The 17,230-nt window shown below is 70.9% G+C and carries 13 protein-coding genes and 1 pseudogene; 6 read left to right on the plus strand and 8 right to left on the minus strand.

Annotated features, from left to right (window positions below):
• The first annotated feature begins 376 nt into the window (after positions 1-376).
• On the plus strand, positions 377-3,385 hold the full coding sequence (locus tag ACFYQ6_RS22395) for a family 16 glycoside hydrolase (protein ID WP_388764497.1): 3,009 nt from the start codon (positions 377-379) through the stop codon (positions 3,383-3,385).
• A 64-nt stretch (positions 3,386-3,449) separates the two neighbouring features.
• Here the strand turns inward: ACFYQ6_RS22395 and ACFYQ6_RS22400 are convergent, their stop codons facing one another.
• The 3 genes from ACFYQ6_RS22400 to ACFYQ6_RS22410 form a co-directional block, all read right to left on the minus strand.
• Positions 3,450-4,319, minus strand: a complete 870-nt coding sequence (locus ACFYQ6_RS22400; protein ID WP_361582618.1) for a hypothetical protein — start codon at positions 4,317-4,319, stop codon at positions 3,450-3,452.
• Between the two features lie 256 nt (positions 4,320-4,575).
• Positions 4,576-5,253: an NUDIX domain-containing protein gene (locus ACFYQ6_RS22405; RefSeq protein WP_361582615.1), complete on the minus strand. Its 678-nt coding sequence runs from the start codon at positions 5,251-5,253 to the stop codon at positions 4,576-4,578.
• On the minus strand, positions 5,250-5,633 hold the full coding sequence (locus ACFYQ6_RS22410; protein WP_361582612.1) for a DUF4406 domain-containing protein: 384 nt from the start codon (positions 5,631-5,633) through the stop codon (positions 5,250-5,252). Before ACFYQ6_RS22410 ends, ACFYQ6_RS22405 begins: the two co-directional genes overlap by 4 nt.
• A gap of 49 nt (positions 5,634-5,682) precedes the next feature.
• On the opposite strand from ACFYQ6_RS22410, the gene ACFYQ6_RS22415 reads away from it, so the two are divergent.
• A complete protein-coding gene (locus ACFYQ6_RS22415) occupies positions 5,683-6,441 on the plus strand; it encodes a DeoR/GlpR family DNA-binding transcription regulator (RefSeq protein WP_388764499.1) in 759 nt (252 codons plus the stop codon).
• A gap of 138 nt (positions 6,442-6,579) precedes the next feature.
• Positions 6,580-6,978 carry a hypothetical protein gene (locus tag ACFYQ6_RS22420; protein ID WP_361582607.1) on the plus strand — a complete coding sequence of 133 codons (399 nt, stop codon included), beginning with the start codon at positions 6,580-6,582 and terminating at the stop codon, positions 6,976-6,978.
• Between the two features lie 88 nt (positions 6,979-7,066).
• Here the strand turns inward: ACFYQ6_RS22420 and ACFYQ6_RS22425 are convergent, their stop codons facing one another.
• Positions 7,067-7,570 carry a GNAT family N-acetyltransferase gene (locus tag ACFYQ6_RS22425; RefSeq protein WP_388764501.1) on the minus strand — a complete coding sequence of 168 codons (504 nt, stop codon included), beginning with the start codon at positions 7,568-7,570 and terminating at the stop codon, positions 7,067-7,069.
• A gap of 418 nt (positions 7,571-7,988) precedes the next feature.
• Here ACFYQ6_RS22425 and ACFYQ6_RS22430 point away from each other — a divergent pair, with 418 nt between their 5' ends.
• Positions 7,989-9,266, plus strand: coding sequence for a lectin (locus ACFYQ6_RS22430; protein WP_361582601.1), 1,278 nt, complete (start codon positions 7,989-7,991; stop codon positions 9,264-9,266).
• Positions 9,267-9,450: 184 nt separating this feature from the next.
• Here the strand turns inward: ACFYQ6_RS22430 and ACFYQ6_RS22435 are convergent.
• Together ACFYQ6_RS22435 and ACFYQ6_RS22440 are read right to left on the minus strand one after the other, a co-directional pair.
• A pseudogene (locus ACFYQ6_RS22435) lies at positions 9,451-9,696 on the minus strand (aldehyde dehydrogenase family protein); the annotation flags it as partial.
• A gap of 248 nt (positions 9,697-9,944) precedes the next feature.
• Positions 9,945-10,370 carry a DUF5959 family protein gene (locus ACFYQ6_RS22440; RefSeq protein WP_361582598.1) on the minus strand — a complete coding sequence of 142 codons (426 nt, stop codon included), beginning with the start codon at positions 10,368-10,370 and terminating at the stop codon, positions 9,945-9,947.
• A gap of 482 nt (positions 10,371-10,852) precedes the next feature.
• Between ACFYQ6_RS22440 and ACFYQ6_RS22445 the strand changes: the two genes are divergently transcribed.
• Positions 10,853-12,823 (plus strand): ABC transporter ATP-binding protein, encoded by a 1,971-nt coding sequence (locus tag ACFYQ6_RS22445; RefSeq protein WP_388764555.1) that lies wholly within the window; start codon positions 10,853-10,855, stop codon positions 12,821-12,823.
• A gap of 226 nt (positions 12,824-13,049) precedes the next feature.
• Entirely contained in the window at positions 13,050-14,834 is a 1,785-nt protein-coding gene (locus ACFYQ6_RS22450; RefSeq protein ID WP_388764504.1) for a cholesterol oxidase substrate-binding domain-containing protein, read from the plus strand.
• Positions 14,835-14,864: 30 nt separating this feature from the next.
• Here ACFYQ6_RS22450 and ACFYQ6_RS22455 read toward each other — a convergent pair whose 3' ends face one another.
• On the minus strand, positions 14,865-15,953 hold the full coding sequence (locus ACFYQ6_RS22455; protein WP_388764506.1) for a polyprenyl synthetase family protein: 1,089 nt from the start codon (positions 15,951-15,953) through the stop codon (positions 14,865-14,867).
• Positions 15,950-17,047 (minus strand): tetratricopeptide repeat protein, encoded by a 1,098-nt coding sequence (locus ACFYQ6_RS22460; protein WP_388764508.1) that lies wholly within the window; start codon positions 17,045-17,047, stop codon positions 15,950-15,952. The genes ACFYQ6_RS22455 and ACFYQ6_RS22460 overlap by 4 nt, the downstream gene beginning before the upstream one ends.
• Positions 17,048-17,230 lie beyond the last annotated feature (183 nt).

The raw sequence follows: 17,230 nt of genomic DNA on the forward strand, positions 1-17,230 counted from the left end.
GCTTCCGGCGCGACACGATGCGCGCTGCCCGGTGGGCGGGGCGGCGGCCGGGGTGTTCGAAGGTCGACCGGCCGGTGCCTGTCGCATCACCGGCTGATGTGCTGTGTGAGCCTCCGGGAAAGCCTGATTCCGGCCACATCCTGACGGGGCGTCAGGCTGCGCCGGCGAGCCGCACGGGTCTGCCGCCCCGCGGCCCTCGCCTGTCGGCAGTCCATCGATGTGGTGCGCGGGAATGAGCCCCCCGCACTTTGAACTCACAGATGACAAAGTATGGACTTCTTCAGCAGAAGCCCCCTAGCGTGGCGGCGCAACCGTAGGCGATCGCTTTCGCGGATCAGTACAGCCCGTCCGGAGTGCCCCCGTTTCTGGAGGATCGATGCATCCACGGCTGTTCCAACGTGCCCGAAGACAGCTCACCGCCCTGCTCGTCGGGGGCTTCCTCGCAGGAGGCGTCTGGGCCGGGCCTCCGGCCGCCGCCGCGCCTGACGACATACCGTCTCAGGAACCGGGCGTCACTCTGCGGGTGTTCGACACCCAGGTGCCACTCAGCAATTTGTGTACGCTCAAACCGGGCCAGACGCCCAACCACGACAAGCTGATGCCCACCGTCGACTGGTCCACCGTCGACGACTTCGGGGGCTTCGCCGACAACTTCGTCGCGCAGGTGTCCGGTTACCTGGTCGTACCCGCCGACGGCTCGTACACCTTCCGCCTCACCAGCGACGACGGCTCACGGCTCACGATCGACGACCAGCAGGTCATCGACCACGACGGTCTGCACGGCGCGGAGCCGAAGGACGGATCCGCACAACTGACCGCGGGGTCCCACCCGTTCCGCGTCGACTACTTCGAGCGAGGCGGTGACCAGCAGCTGACGCTCGCGTGGAAGCCGCCGGGCGCGGGCGACTTCGCGGTCGTCCCGAGCGAGGCGCTGAGCACCGACGCCGGGGTCGTCCGCGTCACGGCACCGGGCCGCAAGGAATGCGAATCGGGCGCCGACACCCCAGGTGACGGCCTCCCGCTCACCGGCGTACGCCCCGACCTCGACCTCACCGACCTGCGTCCGGAAGGCTTCGAGCCGCAGGTCACCGGGATGGACTGGCTGCCCGACGGGCGCCTGGCGCTCTCCACCTGGGGCGGGTCGGAGACCACGACCGGAGAGGTGTACATCCTGGGCAATGTCACGGGCGAGACCAGCCGCGACAAGGTGACGGTGAAGAAGATCGCCGAGGGCCTGCGCGAGCCGATGGGCATCAAGTACGTCGACGGTTCGCTGTACGTCTCGCAGAAGCACGAGCTGACGCAACTCGTCGACTCCGACAAGGACCTGGTCACCGACGAGTACCGCACGGTTGCCACCTGGCCGTACGGCGGCAACTTTCACGAGTTCGCGTTCGGGCTCCTCTACCGTGACGGCTACTTCTACGTGAACCTGTCCGTCGCCATCGACTACGGCGGCGCGACCACGACGCCGCAGCCTGCGGAAGGCCGCGGCACGACGTACAAGGTCAGCAGGAAGACAGGGAAGATCCAGGCGATCGCCGGCGGCCTGCGGACCCCGAACGGAATCGGCTGGGGTCCCGAGAACTCTCTCTTCACCACCGACAACCAGGGTGGCTGGCTGCCCGCCTCGAAGCTGGTCCAGATCAAGCAGGACCGCTTCTTCAACCACTACACCCAGCCCTCAGGGGCCTTCGACGACCGCACCCCCACCCAGCCGGTGCTCTGGCTGCCGCAGAACGAGATCGCCAACTCACCCAGCACGCCCCTGTACGTGAAGGAGGGCCGGTTTGCCGGACAGATGCTCTTCGGTGACGTCACCTACGGGGGACTCCAGCGGGCCTACCTGGAAAAGGTGAAGGGGCAGTACCAGGGTGCCGTCTTCCGCTACACGCAAGGGCTCGAAGCCGGCGTCAACCGCATCACCATGGGGCCCGACGGCTCGATATACGCGGGTGGTCTCGGCGCCGACGGCAACTGGGGGCAGGAAGGCAAGCTGAAGTTCGGCCTGCAGAAGCTCACGCCGAACGGTGGCAACACCTTCGACATCAAGGAGATGCGGGCCGTCCCCGGCGGCTTCGACCTCGAATACACCCAGCCGCTCTCCGAAGCCACCGCCGAGGAGCTGGCCTCGCACTACCAGGCGGAGCAGTGGCGCTACACCCCCACCTCCGACTACGGCGGCCCGAAGATCGCCGAGGAACGGCTCGCCGTACGCTCGGCGACGCTCTCCGACGACAGCCGCACCGTGCGGCTGCGTCTCGACGGACTCAAGTCGGACAGGGTCGTCCACCTGCGCTCACCACGCCCCTTCGCCTCGGCTTCCGGTGAGACGCTGTGGAGCACGGAGGCCTGGTACACGCTCAACGCCCTGCCCGGCAAGCAGCCGGCGCCTGCCACGCTGTACGAGGCGGAGGAGGCGCGGCTCACCGGCACGGCCGGTGTCCACACCGACCACACCGGCTACTCGGGGAGCGGCTTCGTCGACCGCTACAACACGGAGAACAGGACCGGCACGACCTTCGACATCACCGTCCCCAAGGCCGGCGACCACGACGTGAACCTGCGCTACTCCAACGGCCCCAACCCCTTCCAGGGAACCAAGTCCCTTTCCCTGTACGTGAACGGGAAGAAGCTCAGACAGACGAAACTCGCCTCGACGGGCACCTGGGACGCCTGGTCGACGCAGACCGAGCGGGTGCGGCTGAAGGCGGGGCGCAACACCGTCACGTACAGCTTCGACACCGGTGACACCGGTCATGTCAACCTCGACCTGATCACCGTGCGCCCTCACCGTGCTTCCGTCCCCCTCTTCGACGGGACCTCGGACTCCCAGGAACAGTGGCAGCACACGGACGGGCGGCGCGTCGAATGGCCGCTCGCCCCCGAGCGGTCCATGGAGGTGTGCTGCGGCGACATCCGCACCAAGGACGCCTATCAGGACTTCAGACTGCGCATGGAGTTCCGGGTGCCCCTGCTGCCGGACGACGTGACCGGTCAGAACCGCGGCAACAGCGGTGTCTACCTCCAGGACCGCTACGAACTCCAGATCCTCGACTCCTTCGGCGACACCACCCCCGACACGAACGAGGCCGGGGCGATCTACCAGAAGAAGGCGCCGGACATCAACGCTGCCACCGCTCCGGAGACGTGGCAGACGTACGACATCACCTTCCGGGCCGCACGCTTCGACGACAGCGGCGTGAAGACCGCCGACGCGCGCGTCACGGTGGTGTGGAACGGGAAGAAGGTCCATGACGACATCGCGATCGACGGGCCGACCGGCGCGGGTGCGCCGGAAGGGCCGTCGGCGGGAGCGATCCGTCTCCAGGACCACGGGAACGCCGTGAGGTTCCGCAACATCCGCATCGAGCCGCTGAGCTGACCGCGGGTCTCCACCGGCGAGCGGGGCGTCCACGAGCTGTGGGCGCCCCGCTTCGGCGCGGGCCTCATCCGGGTCGATCCTCCGAGGCGTTCCAGGCGGACAGGAGACCTTCCAGCCAGGCCGGGGGCAGCTCCGCCTGATCCCATTCCGCCCGGAGCGCCGAGGGCGCGGCCGTGAGCCGCTCCAGTACGGCGATGCTCGTGGGGGAGTGGAGGAGGGAGTAGCGGCCGTGCAGGGCGATGTGGCTGCGGGGTCCGAAACGCGCGTACAACTGGGCCATCCGCTCCCGATGGGCCTCGGTGAACTCCTCCAGCTGCCCCGCGTAACCGACCCGCCCCACGACGCTCATGGTGCCGAGCACCGCGGCGAGGACCTCGTCCGACCCCTCGGGTTCGAGGTCCGAGGCGTCGTTGAACGAGAGGTAGAGCGGCGTCACCGCGACCTTCGCGCGCTCCACGTCCACCCTGCCGACGGAGTGATGGGACTCGGCTGCGTCGTCATCGTCCGAGTCGGGCACCGCCGTGCCGATGGCCCGGTCGAGGGCGCGCTCGGCGAGGCGGGCGAGCGCGTCGCCGACGGCCCGGGCACCGTCGTGCCAGCCGGCGTCGTACGAATCTCCCTTCTCGCCCGGGGCGCGCTCCGCCTTCGCGACCTCGGCCTTCGCGACCTCGGCCTTCGCGACCTCGGCGTGCGCGTCCGCGAGCGCACCGGCCTCCACGAGCGCGATCAGCTCATCGGCTTCGTCACGGAACACACCCGCGCGGCCGAGGAGTTCGAGGAGCGTCTCCTTCGCGTTCAGGACGCTGGCGGAGTCCAGCGAGTGCCCGGTCTTCTCGGTGGTGTCGATCGTGTCCTCCTCGTGGGCCTCGGTCCGGTCTGCGGGCCGGACGTGGCGCTCCGTCTGCGCCCCTGTCCCGGCTGTGCGGCCTTCCACCGGCAGGGGCCCCTTCCAGCATCTCAAGTCTCCACGACATGGCCGTTCATCGCCGCGTCCTGGACCGATCCGCATCACCCCGTGGCCGTACGTACACCTGTGGTGCGGTTCCCGGCAGCCGTGGAGTCGGCCGCTCGCCACGTTCCGTGACAGCGGCTCCGCCGTCGGCCGGGTGACGAGGACGCACCGCGTCCCCCTCGCCTCGAACGCGGGCGAGGGGGACGCGGTGCGGATGTGGCCGGCGGCCGCTGAGCGGTCAGCGGTCAGCGGCTCCGGGAGCGAAGGGGCCGTCCAGGGCTGCCCAGTGCAGCAGCATGATGGTCTTCCCGTCGACGATCCGCCCGTCGCGGATCATGGCGAGGGCCTCGGTGAACGGCAGTTCGAGGACCTCGATGTCCTCCCCGTCCTCCTCCAGCCCGCCGCCGGCCCCGGTCCGGTCGGCAGGGGTGTAGGGAGCGGCGAAGAAGTGGAGGCGCTCGGTGACGGAACCAGGGCTCATGTAGGCGTCGAGGACATGGGTGAGCGGCCCCAGGGTGACCCCCAGCTCCTCGGCGCTCTCACGTCGGATCGCGGCCGGCGGGTCGTCGGCGTCCAGCAGCCCGGCGGCGGCCTCGACGAGCATCCCGTCGGGATGGTCGTTGACGTACGCCGGGTAGCGGAACTGGCGGGTGAGCAGGACGCGACCGCGCTCCGTGTCGTACGGCAGGACGACCGCGCCGTTGCCCCGGTCGTACGTCTCGCGCTCCTGCGTGGTCCATCGCCCGTCGCGCCGGCGGTAGTCGAACGTGGTGCGCCGCAGCACGTGCCAGCCCTGCGAGGTGAGTTCGACGTCGCGGATCACGACGTCGGCGTTGCGGTGCAGATCGCGCCCGGTCCGGTCGAGGCCGGTACGTCCGCGGTGGTCGGCGATGTCGACGCCGGGGCGGGGGCTCACGCGTTCGCCTGCGGGGCGAGTGAAGGGATCTGGCCGAGGTCTTCGTACACGGGCAGGCCCCGGCGGCGGGCGGTGGCGACGTCCTGGTCGGCTCCGGCCGATGCGCCGGGCAGGCGCAGCACGGCGTCGCAGCGGGCGAGCAGGCGGTCGGCGACCGGGTACAGCACCTGGTCGGCGAGCGGGTCGGTTGGGCCGGCATCCGCCGAGTGCAGGACGGGCAGGGCGATCCATTCACCGATCACCGGCAGGTGGCCCGCGGCGAAGACCGGCCACGCGGCCGCTTCGAGGCGGGCGAGATTGGCGGCCATCGCCTGGGGGTCTCCGTCGGTTCCGGAGCGGTAGGGGCCGGCGATGAGGATGAGCATGGGCTTGTCGGTCATGCTGAGGTACGATACATGCAGAAACGTGAAAGAACATGGGAGAGTGTGCATGCTGGCTGCTGAACGACGGGACCATCTGCTGGGTCTGCTCGCTCGCAAGGGCAAGATCGTCGCCAAGGACGTCGCCGCCGAGCTGGGGATCTCCGAGGACAGCATCCGCCGCGACCTGCGCGACCTGGCGGGCGAAGGTCTGTGTCAGCGGGTGTACGGCGGCGCGCTGCCCGTTTCGCCGGCCGTGGCGGACTATCAAGCCCGGCAGGCCGTGGCCCCGGACGGCAAGCGGAAGGTCGCCACCGTGGCCGCCGGGCTCGTACGGCCGGGTGGGGCGCTGATCCTCGACGGCGGCACCACAGCCCTCGCGGTGGTCCATGCCCTGCCCCGGAACCTGGACTGCACCGTGATCACACACAGCCCGACGATCGCCGCCGCACTGCTCGATCATCCGCGGGCGGAGGTCTTCCTGCTCGGCGGCCGCATCTTCAAACACTCGGCGGTCGCCTGCGGAGCGGCGGCGGTGGAGGCGGCGCAGAACGTCTCCGCGGACCTCTGCCTGCTCGGCGTCACGGGTGTGCATCCCGAGGCGGGACTGACCACCGGTGACGCCGAGGAGGCCGCGATGAAGCGCGCGCTGGCCGCGCGGGCCGCGGACACCTATGTCCTGGCTTCCTCGGAGAAGATCGGTGCCGCTTCCCGCTTCCGTGTCCTGCCGTGGGAGGAGATCAGCGGCCTCGTCACGGACGCGACCGCGCACCATCCGGTCATCGAGCAGCTCACGGCGCGCGGCGTCGAGGTCCTGGCGGCGGACTGACGGCTACGGGCGTCCGCGCCCGTCCGCTCGCGCCGACCGCTCGGGCCCGACCGCTCGGGCCCGTCCGCTCGCGGTCCCGGCCCGGCGCGCGACGAAAAGCCTCGGTGCGCCGAAGGGCAGGTCTCCAGCCTCAGTGGCATGCGCCGCTCGCTGCCGCGCACCGCTCGCGAACATCTCGACACCAGTGGCAGCTTCGTCTTCGACGTCGAGTCCGCATCCGCCTTCGCGGGGGCGCGGGAGCAGGCGGCCTGCGCCCCGGAGCTCGTGGACGGATTCTGGTCCGCCCGTCCCCGTTTCGGCTCCCACAACACCTGTCGCTGCGACGGTGAGTGCGTGTCCCTGGACACGTACGAGATCTTCGAGGCCGACCGGCACAGGACGCTCCTCGACTGGGTCCGCTACTTCACTCCGGCGGAACTCGTCGCCGAACTGTGCGACGCCGGCTTCGGCGAGGTCGACATCCTCGGCGATCTGACAGGAGCGACCCACGACGGCGACGCGCCGCGCTTCGCGGCCGTGGCGAGGCGCGGTCGCTGAGCTCCCGCGCGGCTCCCCGGAGCCGCGTCCGGCCGGCGGGCGGGAGGGGGCCGCCGACCGCGCCCCCCGGCCGGGGGAGTGGCGTCGCTCAGCGCAACTCTCGTCTCAGCCACACGATTTCACCCTTGTCGTCCGTGGAGACGTGATCCCGGTCGAACCCGAGCTTCTCCAGGACGCGCAACGACGGTGTGTTCCACGGGCGGACGGTCGACCAGAGCCGCTCACGCCCGGTCGCGGCGGCGGCGTCGAGGACCGCGCCTGCCGCCTCGGTGGCGTAGCCGCACCCGTGCACGCGCTGGAACAACTCATAGGCGATCTCCGGCTCTTCCAGGGTGGAGCGGCCGATGATCAGTCCGCAGTACCCGATGAAGTCGCCTTCGGCGCGGCGCTGGATGGGCAGCAGAGCGATGCCCGTCGTCACCGTCTCGGTGAGGAACTCCGCGATGGACGTACGGATGTGCTCGACCGTCGGCGCTCCGTCGCCGCGTTCGGAGAGAAGGGAGCTGAACTCGCCGGCGTCGGACTCCGCCCACGGCCGCAGGGTCAGCCGCTCGGTCTCGAGGTGGAACGGCATGGTCTCGTATGGTGACATGGGCCCACCTTGCCCCATGCCTCAGCCGCGTGCCCCATCACGAGCCGCCTTGGCCGGACGATGCCGATCCGATGGCTCGAGTCCGGCGGCAGGTGGTGAGGCGTGCGACACCCCTGCGTCCTGGCCTGACCACTCCGGCGGCCAACTAGCCGTGCGGGTCCCGCCCGAGTGGGCCCTTGCCGGGCGCCGTGGCCGGAAGTGAGCGTGTGTGCAAGAGATGTACATGCCTCCGGTCCAGACCAAAGCCTTGACAGGCTCGGCGTTCATTCCTTAAATCACGTACTGAAGTAAGTGCTTCCATCCCTTCGTTCCCTCCGTCCGCTCGGCCGGGGGGTCTCAGGGGAGTGCCCCTTCCGCCTCACCTCGGTGCATATGTCATGTGCGCGTCATCCCCCACGCTCCCCGAAGGGAGAAGTAAATGAGTTCCACGCGCTTTCCCAGACGTCTGGTCCTGTCCCTCGTCATGGCGCTCGGCTTCGCCTCGCTGACGACCGGCCTGGCGCAGAACGCGCCCGTCGCGACGGCCGCGCCCGTCTCCGACACCGCAACGGCGGCAGCAACTGCCGCTGTGGCGTTCGCCGATGAGTTCAACGGGCCCGCGGGCTCCGCCGTCGACGGCAGCAAGTGGCTGACCGAGACCGGTGACAACGTCAACAACCACGAGCGGCAGTACTACACGGCGGGCACCAACAACGCCGCCCTCGACGGCCAGGGCAACCTGGTCATCACCGCCCGCAAGGAGAACCCCGGCAACTACCAGTGCTGGTACGGCAGATGTGAGTACACGTCGTCCCGTCTGAACACCTCGGGCCGGTTCACCTCGACGTACGGGCACGTCGAGAGCCGGATGAAGATCCCGCGTGGGCAGGGCATCTGGCCGGCGTTCTGGATGCTGGGTGCCGACATCGGCAGTGTGGGCTGGCCCAACAGCGGTGAGATCGACATCATGGAGAACGTCGGCTTCGAGCCGGGAACGGTCCACGGCACCCTGCACGGTCCCGGTTACTCCGGCTCGGGCGGGATCGGCGCCGGTTACACCCTGCCAGGCGGCGCCGCCTTCGCGGACGCCTTCCACACGTTCGCGGTGGACTGGTCTCCCAACTCGATCACCTGGTCCGTGGACGGCACCGTCTACCAGCGCCGCACACCCGCCGACCTCAACGGCAACGCCTGGGTGTTCAACAAGCCGTTCTTCCTCATCCTCAACCTCGCCGTCGGCGGCTACTGGCCCGGCGACCCGGACGGCAGCACCAGCTTCCCCCAGCAACTCGTCGTGGACTACGTCCGCGTGACCACCGGAGACACGCCCTCGGGTGGTGGGCCCATCACCGGGCTCGCCGGCAAGTGCGTGGACGTCGCCGGTGGTGCGGCGGCGAACGGTACGGCGGTGCAGCTGTACGACTGCAACGGAACCGCGGCGCAGAAGTGGACCGTGGGCTCCGACGGCACCATCCGTGCGCTGGGCAAGTGCCTGGACGTGGCCTCCGGCGGTACGGCCGACGGGTCCCTGGTGCAGTTGTACGACTGCAACGGAACCGCGGCGCAGCAATGGGCGACGCCTGCGGCCAAGGACATCGTGAACCCGCAGGCGAACAAGTGCCTGGACGTGTCCGGTGGCGGCAGCGCCAACGGGGCGCGGTTGCAGATCTGGACCTGCACCGGCGCCGCCAACCAGAAATGGACCGTCACCAGGTGACGAACCGTCAGCCGCCGCATCCGGGGCACCGCCTCACGGGCACGGGGCAGATGGCGATCGCGCCCGGCCGCACCGACTGATCCGGACGGCGGACGATCGGCCCTTCCGGCCGCCGAAGACTTCTCGCCGCCCGTGCGCGGGCGGCGAGAAGTCCTCGTACGGTGGCCCGGCCTGTCAGCCTCCGTCAGAGCGGACAGCCGGCGGGCTCGCGTCGCAGAGTGATCCAGCGGGTCTCCGTGAAGGCCTCGATGTTCGCCTCCGTGCCGCCGTGGCGCGATCCGGTGCCTGACGCCCCGACCCCGCCGAACGGGGCGTTCGCCTCGTCGTTCACCGTCTGGTCGTTGATGTGCACGATGCCGGTCGGGATGCGCCGGGCGAGCTCCAGCCCGGCGAGCCCGTCAGCCGTCACGATGCCGAGGGAGAGGCCGTACCCGGTGCATTGCTCGGTCGTCTCCAGGGGTGAGATCATCACGGAATCCGTCTCTCTGCGGTCGCCCGTGATACTGCCCCAGACTTCCACGGCGTGAACTCAGCCGCCGATGGCCGGATCGTGATTTCCCTGCCGTTCGTTCCCCGAACTCCCGACGCTCCCGCCCGCCCCTGAACTTCCCGAGGCTCCCGCCCCGCTCCGACCTGCAACTCACTCTGCCCTGCTGCGGTCGACGACCGCCCGGCGCGCTACCGGGACAGCAACGGGACCCAGTGATCCACCACTCGGTCCAGGCGTTGCCGATGCCCGACGATCCAGTCGTCCGGCGGGACGAGCGGAACCCGCACGGTGACCATGGACGAATCGTCTTCGACGATCACCTCCGGGCAGTCGCGCTCCCCGGTGAGCTGGATCGAGACGGTGGGCCCCCTGTCCCACTCCATCCAGGCGACGTCCTCGCCGGCGGCCAGTCTGTCGAGAGCCTCCGCCCAGGCCCTCAGCTTCGAGACGGACAGCACCAGGTCGGTACGGCCGGAGACGAACGGCGTCCGGACCAGGATCTCGGCCCGCAGCCCTCCCGCCCATACGGGCAGAGGACCCACAATGCCGACGGCGACGCTGTTCCCCTCGTCATCGGCCAGGGAGATGAGCTCTCTCGGAGCTGGGTCGGACACGGCTGCCCTTTCGCCGGAGGGTCCAGAGATGATCCGTTGCCGATCATGCCCTGGAACCTTCTGCGTGCGGAGTCCCGGCGGACACGTCGTGCACCTCCTCCCGGGTCCCCGGGGGGGTGGTGGGCCGGCCTTCCTGTGTCCGCCGTCGGAGCCGCTCCGGGCCGGCGCGACGACGGTGGCATACGGGCCGTCGCGGAACTGGACAGGGCAGGACACGTGACGTGCCGATCCGGGCACCGGCGTTTCGGCCAGTCGACGTTCCTGGCCGAACCGTGCGGGACGGGGATCCGTGTACGCCGCACCCTCGCGGATCCGCGCGCGGGACGGGTGCACAGACCGACCGAAAGACATGTGTTCGACAGTGGAGTCGGCTCGTTGAGCCCGACGACACAACCGCAACCGCCGGAGGAGACACGTTGATAGCGGCCGGATCGAACCGCGAGGCGAACAAGGATGCGCGTAAATCCGCACGGGCGGACGGCATGTCGAACGCGGAGCGCGAGCTCTTCGGGGGGCGGCTCCGCTACGACCAGGCGTTCGTGCGCCATGAAAGCCCTCTGACGCGGCTCGGGTTCGGGCGGTTGGCGGCGGCGCTGCCACGCATGGTGGGCATGGTGCTGCGTACCGGCTGGGAGACGGACAGGCGTGCGCTCGCCGGTGTCGTGGCCGCCCAGCTCGGCCAGGGAATCACGGCGGCCTGGGGCCTGGTCGCCGTCAACAGCGTCCTCGCACGGCTGTTCGCGACCGGCCCGACCGCGGACAAGCTGCGTGACGCCCTGCCGTCACTGCTGGTGCTGGCCTTCGTGGCGGTGGGGTCGGCACTGCTGACGGCGTGGTCGACCGCGATGTCCGGCCGGCTGGAGCCGCAGGTGGAGCGAGCGGTGTCCGCGCGGTACTACGCGGCCGTCACCCAGGTCGAGGTGGAGGCGACGGAGCGGCCCGAGGTCCAGCGGATCCTGGAGGCGGGCAGGTTCGGCACGGACTCCGCCCGCAACATGCTGCGGCTCTCGGTGGGCGTAGGCAATGTACTCATCGGCATGGTGGCAGCCGCGACGGTTCTGGCGGCGCTGCACTGGACCCTGCTGCCGATGCTTCTGGCGATCGCCCTCCCCAAGGGGTGGGGCGCCGTCCGCTCGGCTCGTCGCGACTACCTCTCGCGCCTGACCTGGATCGACCACAGGCGCGCCATCGCCTCGCTGCTGGGATGCCTCACCCGTCCGCACGCCGCGGGCGAGATCCGTGTGCACGCGGCCGGCACCAAACTGCTCGCCGGGTACGAGGAGATGTCCCGGCAGACAGAGGCGGAACAGCGACGGCTGGCCAGGGCGCAGGCCTCCACCGACCTGGTCGCCGGAGGGTTCGCCGGGATGGCGTCGCTGGCCTGCTACGGGGTGCTGTGGTGGCTGCTGGCGAGCGGCGGGCTGCCGCTGGCCGTGGGCGGGACGGCGGTGATCGCGATCCGTACCTCGACCGCCCGCCTCACCTCCCTGGTGCAGCAGGTCAACAGGCTGTACGAGGAGCTGCTGTTCCTGACCGACACCGAGAAGGCCGTCGAGGTGGCCACGGCACAGGCGATTCCCCGTACGGGCACCGCCCTGCCCTTGCCGGTGCACGCCGTGCGGGTGGACGACGTGTCGTTCACCTACCCCGGGGCCTCGGCCCCTTCCCTGCGCGGGGTGAGCGTCTCGGTCCCCCGGGGCAAGGTGACCGCCCTGGTGGGGGCGAACGGCTCCGGGAAGACCACGTTGACCAAAGTCCTCGCCGGCCTGCTGCTGCCCGGCGAGGGAGACGTCTGGTGGGAGGGCGAGTCGGGCGAGCGGGTCGAGCTCCGCGAGGCCGACCGGGCTCAGGTCTTCGCCTCGGTGGGGCTGCTCGCACAGGACTTCCCACGCTGGGAGATGACCGCCGCCGCGAACGTCGCCATCGGCGCGGGGGACCGCCCGCGAGACATGGACCAGGTCAGGGAAGCCGCCCGGGCCGCGGACGTGCTCGCGCTCGTCGAAGGTCTGCCGCACGGCTGGGACTCGATCGTCCTCAAGGGGTACGAGCGCGGCGTCCAGCTCTCGGGCGGCCAGTGGCAGAAGCTCGGGACCGCTCGCAGCCTGTACCGCGGAGCGCCGTTCCTGCTGGTCGACGAACCGACGTCCGCGCTCGACCCGCACGCCGAGATCGCGGCTTTCGAAGCGCTGTGGTCCCTGGCGGACGAGGGGCACGCGGTCGTACTGGTCACCCATCGGCTCGCCGCGACCGCGAAGGCCGATCACATCTACGTACTCGATCAGGGGCGGGTCGCCGAAGAAGGCGATCACAAGCAGCTGATGGCCCGTCGAGACGGCCTCTACCAGGCCATGTTCACCGCCCAGGCCGCCCAGTACGGTCTCGCCGCCGCACCCTCCCCCGACGTGCTGCCCGGCCCACGTACCTCCCCCGCCGGCCAGGAGGAGGCACGGTGACCTCCAGGGCGTAGGTAAGGGTCTGCCGTCCACCTCGGCCTACGGGAACGGGCCGACGGCAGGCGGCGGTTCGCTCGACGCCCGTCCCGCGGAGGCCGCCGACGGCGCGGGGGAAGATCTTCGCCGCGAGGAGACTTCGCGGTGCATTACACCCGACGGTGAGGATCGTGCAGGTCTTCCGGTGTATGCGTCAGGGGCACAGAGGGAGCCGCCTACGTTCGTGCCCATGCCTGATTCTTCTGACTCCACGTCACCGGCCGTCCCCTCCCGCCGTGGGGTGCTGCGAGCGGCGGCCGTCGTCGGCGGAGCACTCGGTGTACCCGGCGCGGTGGTGGCGGCCGGTGGGCAGCCTTCCGCCGCGGCAACGCCCTCGATCGTCCCGTCGCCGCCTCCCCAACTGCCCGCCGGGCTGGTGGCGTACCGCACCCCCTACGTCAACTGGGCCGGCGAGATCACCCACACCGGGCTGTGGGCCTGCGCCCCCCGCACCGGCCAGGACCTCGCCGACCTCGCGAACTGGGCGCACGCCAACGGCTGGCGGCTGCGCGCACGAGGCAAGGCGCACAACTGGTCGCCCCTCACCATCACCGGGCCGGACGAGTCGGACCGGCGCGTGCTGCTCATGGACACCACCGAGCACCTGACCCGGATGGAACTCGTGACGCCGCCGCCCGGCGCCCCCGGTGCCGTCCGGGCGCAGACCGGAGTGACCCTGGAGACCCTGACGGCCTACCTCGCCGAACACGGCCTGGGCGTCACCAACACCCCGGCGCCGGGTGAGCTGACGCTCGGCGGGACGCTCGCCATCGACGCCCACGGCACCAGCGTGCCCGCCGTGGGGGAGACCCCGCGCCCGGGACACACCTACGGAACCCTGAGCAACCTCGTCCTCTCGCTCACCGCGGTCGTCTGGGACGCCGCCCGGTCCGCGTACGTGGTGCGCACCTTCCACCGGGGCTCCGACAAGGAATGCGAGGCCCTGGCCACACACGTCGGCCGCGGTCTCGTCGTGGAGGCGGTGCTCCAGGCGGGCGAGGAGGTACCGCTCCGCTGCCGGAGCCGCGTCGACCTCACCAGCGACGAACTGTTCGCCGCTCCGGGCAGCGCCCTCGCCGCCCGGGGCAACACCTTCGCCGACTTCCTCGACAGCGCGGGGCGGGTGGAAGCGATCTGGTTCGCCTTCACGGACAAGCCATGGCTGAAGGTGTGGAGCCTCAGCCCGGAGCGTCCGCCGACCGCGAGGGCCGTGCACCACCCGTACAACTATCCGTTCAGCGACTCGCTGCCCACCCCCGTCGCCCGGCTGGCCGGACGCCTCCTGGGGGAAGGGGCCTGGTATCTCGCCCCGGCCTTCGGCGCGGCCCAGTACACCGTGGCGGCCACCGGGCTGGCGGCGACCTTCTCCACGGACCTCTGGGGGGCGGCGCACAACCTGCAGTTCTACCTCCGCCCCACGACCCTGCGGGAGACGGCCAACGGGTACGCGATCATCACCCGGCGGGCCGAGGTGCAACGCGTCATCTCGCAGTTCGCGGCCTACTACAGCGAGCAGCTGAAGACCCGGGCCGCCCGCGGGGAGTTCCCCGTCAACGGCCAGGTCGAGATCCGTGTGGGCGGGCTGGACCGGCCCGAGGAGTCCGCCGCCCCCGGAGCCCGGCCGCCGCTGCTCTCCGTCGTACGGCCCCCCGCGGACCGGCCGGACTTCGACTGCGCGGTGTGGATCGACGTCCTCACCCAGCCGACGACCCCGGGAGCCCACGCGTTCTACCGGGACCTGGAGCGCTTCCTGCTCGCCACCTTCGACGGCGACTACGCCCTCACCCGTGTCGAGTGGTCCAAGGGCTGGGCGTACACGGACACGGCGGCCTGGGCGGACCCGGAGGTCATCGGAACGACGGTGCCCGCCTCGTACGGCCCCGGGCAGTGGGCGGAAGCCGTAGGAGTGCTCGACCGGCTGGATCCGCACGGCGTCTTCGGGAACGCCTTCACCGACCGGCTGATCCGGACGTGACCGGCCCGGGGTGACGGAGCCGGCCCCTCCTCAGACCTCGCGGTGGAGCAGGAACTCGAGCAGCCCCTCGATCTCGTACGCCGCGCGTGGGGCGAGGGGCACACCCCGCAGGCAGCCATGGGCGGCGTCGAGGTGGCGGCGGGCTTCCTCCAGAGTGGCGGTACGCCCGCCGCACGCCTCGACGAGTGCCGTCGCGCGCACCGCGCCGGCATCGTCGAGGGGGAGCGGCGCGTCCAGAAGGGCGGCGAGTTCCCTGGCATGGCGCCCGCCCCCGGCGAGGGCGGCGAGGACGGGACAGGTCTTCTTCCGCTGCCGCAGATCGCTGTGCACGGGCTTACCCGTCACCGCCGGGTCGCCCCAGATCCCGAGCAGGTCGTCGACGGCCTGGAAAGCCACCCCGAGGTGCCGCCCCGCCCGGTCCAGAGCGGCCACGGTGCGCGGCGGTGCGCCGCCCAGGAGGCCGCCGAGCGCCGCGGCACACCCCAGCAGGGTGCCGGTCTTGAGTTCGGCCATCGCGCGGTACTCACCGGGCCGGACGGCGTCCGGCCCGGTCCAGGGACGGGACGCGAAGAGCAGGTCCTCGGCCTGACCGCGTACGAGACCGGTCAGCGTCCCGGACAACCGGCCGACCGCCGCGGCAGCGTGCGGACCGGGCGTCTCGGCGAGGACCTGCACCGCCAGGGCGAGCAGCGCGTCGCCCGCGAGTACGGCCGGACCCGTGCCGTACGCCTTCCACACGGTCTCACGCTGCCGGCGCATCCCGTCGCCGTCCATGATGTCGTCGTGCAGCAGCGAGAAGGTGTGGACGAGTTCGACGGCCACCGCACCGGCGAGGGCGCTCTCCCCGGACGCTCCGACCGCCTCGGCGGACAGGACGGCGAGGGCCTGGCGCACGCCTTTGCCCTCGACGGCCCCCTCGGTGGGAGTGCCGCCGACCTCGCACCAGCCGAGCGAGTACGCGGCCATCTCGCCCGGCCACTCATGGAGCCGTTCCAGAGCGGCGGACAGGGAGGGGCGCACCAGATCGCGGCAGCGGACGAGGGTGCGGGCAGCGGTGCCCGCGAGCTCCGGGCGCATGGTGTGTGCGGGCCCGGCAGGCACGGTAGCGGAGGTGGTCATCGCGTCATCGCCTCCTCGGCCCGAGGGCCGGTCCCCGGCAGAGGGCCCACCCCCAGCTCCGCTGCGGCCCTGTCCACCATGTCCCGCGCGTGCCGCAGGCCGATCCGGTCCAGGGTCTCGCGGAGCCCGGCCAGTTCCACGACCGTCTCCGCGGGATTGCGACCGAGCCGGGCCAGCGCCTTGGTGAGTCCCAGCCGGGAGAGTGCCGTCCCGCGTGGCTCGTTCATCTCCTCGAACTCCGCGAGCGCCAGCGCGTAGTCGGCACGGGCCTGCGGATACTGCCCGGCCCGGTAGCGCACGTTGCCCCGCATCTTGTGGTTGTAGGCCAGCGCGCTGGACAACTTCATCTCGCGGCACAAGGATTCGGCCTCGCCGAGCAGCGCGAGGGCGCGGTCCACGTCACCGTCGCGTACGGAGACCACGTCGGCGATGCCGCGCAGCGCCCAGGCCCGCCCTCGCCGGTCGTCGGCCCGGCCCGCCGTCTCCGCCGCCTCCTCGAAGAGGGCCAGCGCCTTGTCGTACGAACCGGTGTTGCGGTGCATCTGCGCGATGCCCTCCAGCGCCCACACCGTGTGCCTGGCCTCCCCGCGCCGGCGCGCCTCGGCGAGCAGCTGCTCGTGCAGTTCCCCGACGGCCTGGTAGTCGCCCTGGATGCGGCCGGTCTCCGCGAGACCGGCCAGTGAGTAACCGCGTACGACCACATCGCCGCCCCGTTCGCCCAGTTCGGCCGCGAGCCGGAGAAGCCGGTAGGCCAGGGCCAGCGAACCGCGCTGGCGGGCCAGTGTGCCTCCGCTCCACAGCGCCCAGGCCATCGCCCCCTTGTCCTGCGCCGAACGGGCCGCGCGGTAGCTCGCCTTCCACGCGGCATCGGCCTCCTCGATCCGGCCCAGTCGCCGGCAGGCCTCCGCGACCGCGAGCCCGCAGCGGGCCATCTCCCGTCGTTGCCCGGCACGTTCGGCCGCCTTCAGCTCCTCGACGCCCTTGGCCAGCACCTCGGTGAGGGAGGAATTGACCGACAGGGATCCGAGGGCCCCCTGATACTCCGGAGCGAACGCCTTGACCGTCGGACGGTCCTGCTGAGTCACCCGTGCCACCTGCTCACTGTCTCGCCTGTCCTCGGCATCGCTGCCGTGCGGCGGTTGTCCCACCGTCTTGATCAGGACGTTAGGAGCGAGCGGGGGTGAGGCGAATCCCTCTCCGATCTCGTCGTGGGTCATACCTGAGGGCCACGGATGGAGCCCTGTGTAGTCATCGGGACGGACGGCGCCCGGGGGCCG

The organism is Streptomyces sp. NPDC005494 (assembly GCF_042872025.1).
Lineage (GTDB): Bacteria > Actinomycetota > Actinomycetes > Streptomycetales > Streptomycetaceae > Streptomyces.

Bases quoted from the DNA above. Each gene is read 5' to 3' on its own strand.
- ACFYQ6_RS22395 (WP_388764497.1), top strand. From the start codon at position 377: ATGCATCCACGGCTGTTCCAACGTGCCCGAAGACAGCTCACCGCCCTG.
- ACFYQ6_RS22410 (WP_361582612.1), bottom strand. From the start codon at position 5,633: ATGACCGACAAGCCCATGCTCATCCTCATCGCCGGCCCCTACCGCTCC.
- ACFYQ6_RS22415 (WP_388764499.1), top strand. From the start codon at position 5,683: ATGCTGGCTGCTGAACGACGGGACCATCTGCTGGGTCTGCTCGCTCGC.
- ACFYQ6_RS22420 (WP_361582607.1), top strand. From the start codon at position 6,580: ATGCGCCGCTCGCTGCCGCGCACCGCTCGCGAACATCTCGACACCAGT.
- ACFYQ6_RS22425 (WP_388764501.1), bottom strand. From the start codon at position 7,570: ATGTCACCATACGAGACCATGCCGTTCCACCTCGAGACCGAGCGGCTG.
- ACFYQ6_RS22430 (WP_361582601.1), top strand. From the start codon at position 7,989: ATGAGTTCCACGCGCTTTCCCAGACGTCTGGTCCTGTCCCTCGTCATG.
- ACFYQ6_RS22445 (WP_388764555.1), top strand. From the start codon at position 10,853: ATGTCGAACGCGGAGCGCGAGCTCTTCGGGGGGCGGCTCCGCTACGAC.
- ACFYQ6_RS22450 (WP_388764504.1), top strand. From the start codon at position 13,050: ATGCCTGATTCTTCTGACTCCACGTCACCGGCCGTCCCCTCCCGCCGT.
- ACFYQ6_RS22455 (WP_388764506.1), bottom strand. From the start codon at position 15,953: ATGACCACCTCCGCTACCGTGCCTGCCGGGCCCGCACACACCATGCGC.